The organism is Aeromonas sp. 604176 (assembly GCF_049170755.1).
GTDB lineage: Bacteria > Pseudomonadota > Gammaproteobacteria > Enterobacterales > Aeromonadaceae > Aeromonas > Aeromonas veronii_A.
In genome coordinates, this window is the sequence record NZ_JAAKNE010000250.1 from 1 (window position 1) to 1366 (window position 1366).

The following is a 1366-nucleotide window of genomic DNA, read 5'->3' on the forward strand; positions in this document are numbered from 1 at the left end:
CGCTCCCACATCAGCAGCACTTCGACACCCTTCTTGCGGAAGATCTCGAGATGCGGGCTGTTCTTGGCAGCGGCATAGGAGTCGGCGGTGATGTAGTAAATCTTCTGCTGACCTTCCTTCATGCGGCCAACGTAATCCTCGAGAGAGACTGTCTGGGCTTCGCCCTCGCCAGCGGTGCTGGCAAAGCGCAGGAGCTTCGCGATCTCTTCGCGGTTGGCGTAATCCTCGGCCGGGCCCTCTTTGAGCACGTTACCGAACTCTTTCCAGAACTTGGCGTACTTCTCGGCATCGTCTTTCGCCAGCTTGGAGAGCATGGTCAGGACGCGCTTGGAGCAAGCCTTGCGCAGGGAGGCGGTCACCTTGTTGTCCTGCAGGATTTCACGGCTAACGTTGAGCGGCAGATCGTTGGAGTCCAGCACCCCTTTGACAAAGCGCAGGTAGGTCGGCATAAACTGCTCGGCGTCGTCCATGATAAAGACGCGCTGTACGTAGAGCTTCAGACCGTGCTTCTGCTCGCGGTTATAGAGGTCAAACGGTGCGCGGGCCGGTACGTAGAGCAGGCTGGTATACTCCTGCGCCCCTTCCACCCGGTTGTGACCCCACAGAAGCGGGTCTTCAAAGTCGTGGGCGACGTGCTTGTAGAACTCCTGATACTCCTCGTCCTTGATATCTTTCGGGTTACGGGTCCACAGTGCCGTGGCGCGGTTGACCTGCTCCCACTCGCCCGGGGTGCCGACGATGGTCTCACCATCCTCTTCCCGATCCGGGGTACCCTCTTTGTACATTTCCACCGGCACGCTGATGTGGTCGGAGTATTTGCTCACCACGGAGCGCAGACGCCAGTCGTCGAGGAACTCGTCCTCTTCGGCACGCAGGTGCAGGATAACATCGGTACCGCGACCCTCTTTGGTCACGTCAGCCACGGTGAAGGAGCCTTCCCCTTCCGATTCCCACTGTACGCCCTGCTCCGGCGCGGTGCCGGCGGCGCGGGAGACCACGGTCACCTTGTCGGCCACGATAAAGGCGGAGTAGAAACCGACCCCGAACTGACCGATCAGCTGGGAATCCTTACCCTGATCGCCGGAGAGGTTTTTGAAGAATTCGGCGGTGCCGGACTTGGCGATGGTACCCAGATGCTCGATCACCTGATCACGGGTCATACCGATCCCGTTATCGGAGATGGTCAGGGTACGCTTCTCTTTGTCCACCACCAGGCGCACACGCAACTGGCCGTCGTTTTCAAACAAAGAGGCATCGGAAAGCGCCTTGAAGCGCAGCTTGTCCGCCGCATCGGATGCGTTGGAGATCAGCTCGCGCAGGAATACTTCTTTGTTGGAGTAGAGGCTGTGAGCCATCAGGCTCAGCA

1 protein-coding gene is annotated in these 1366 nt (G+C 59.2%); it reads right to left on the bottom strand.

The window, feature by feature from the left end; all coding sequences use genetic code 11:
* Positions 1-1364, bottom strand: a 1364-nt coding sequence (gene htpG, locus G5358_RS21115; protein WP_421324884.1) for a molecular chaperone HtpG, incomplete at its 3' end; no start/stop codon positions are given.
* Positions 1365-1366 lie beyond the last annotated feature (2 nt).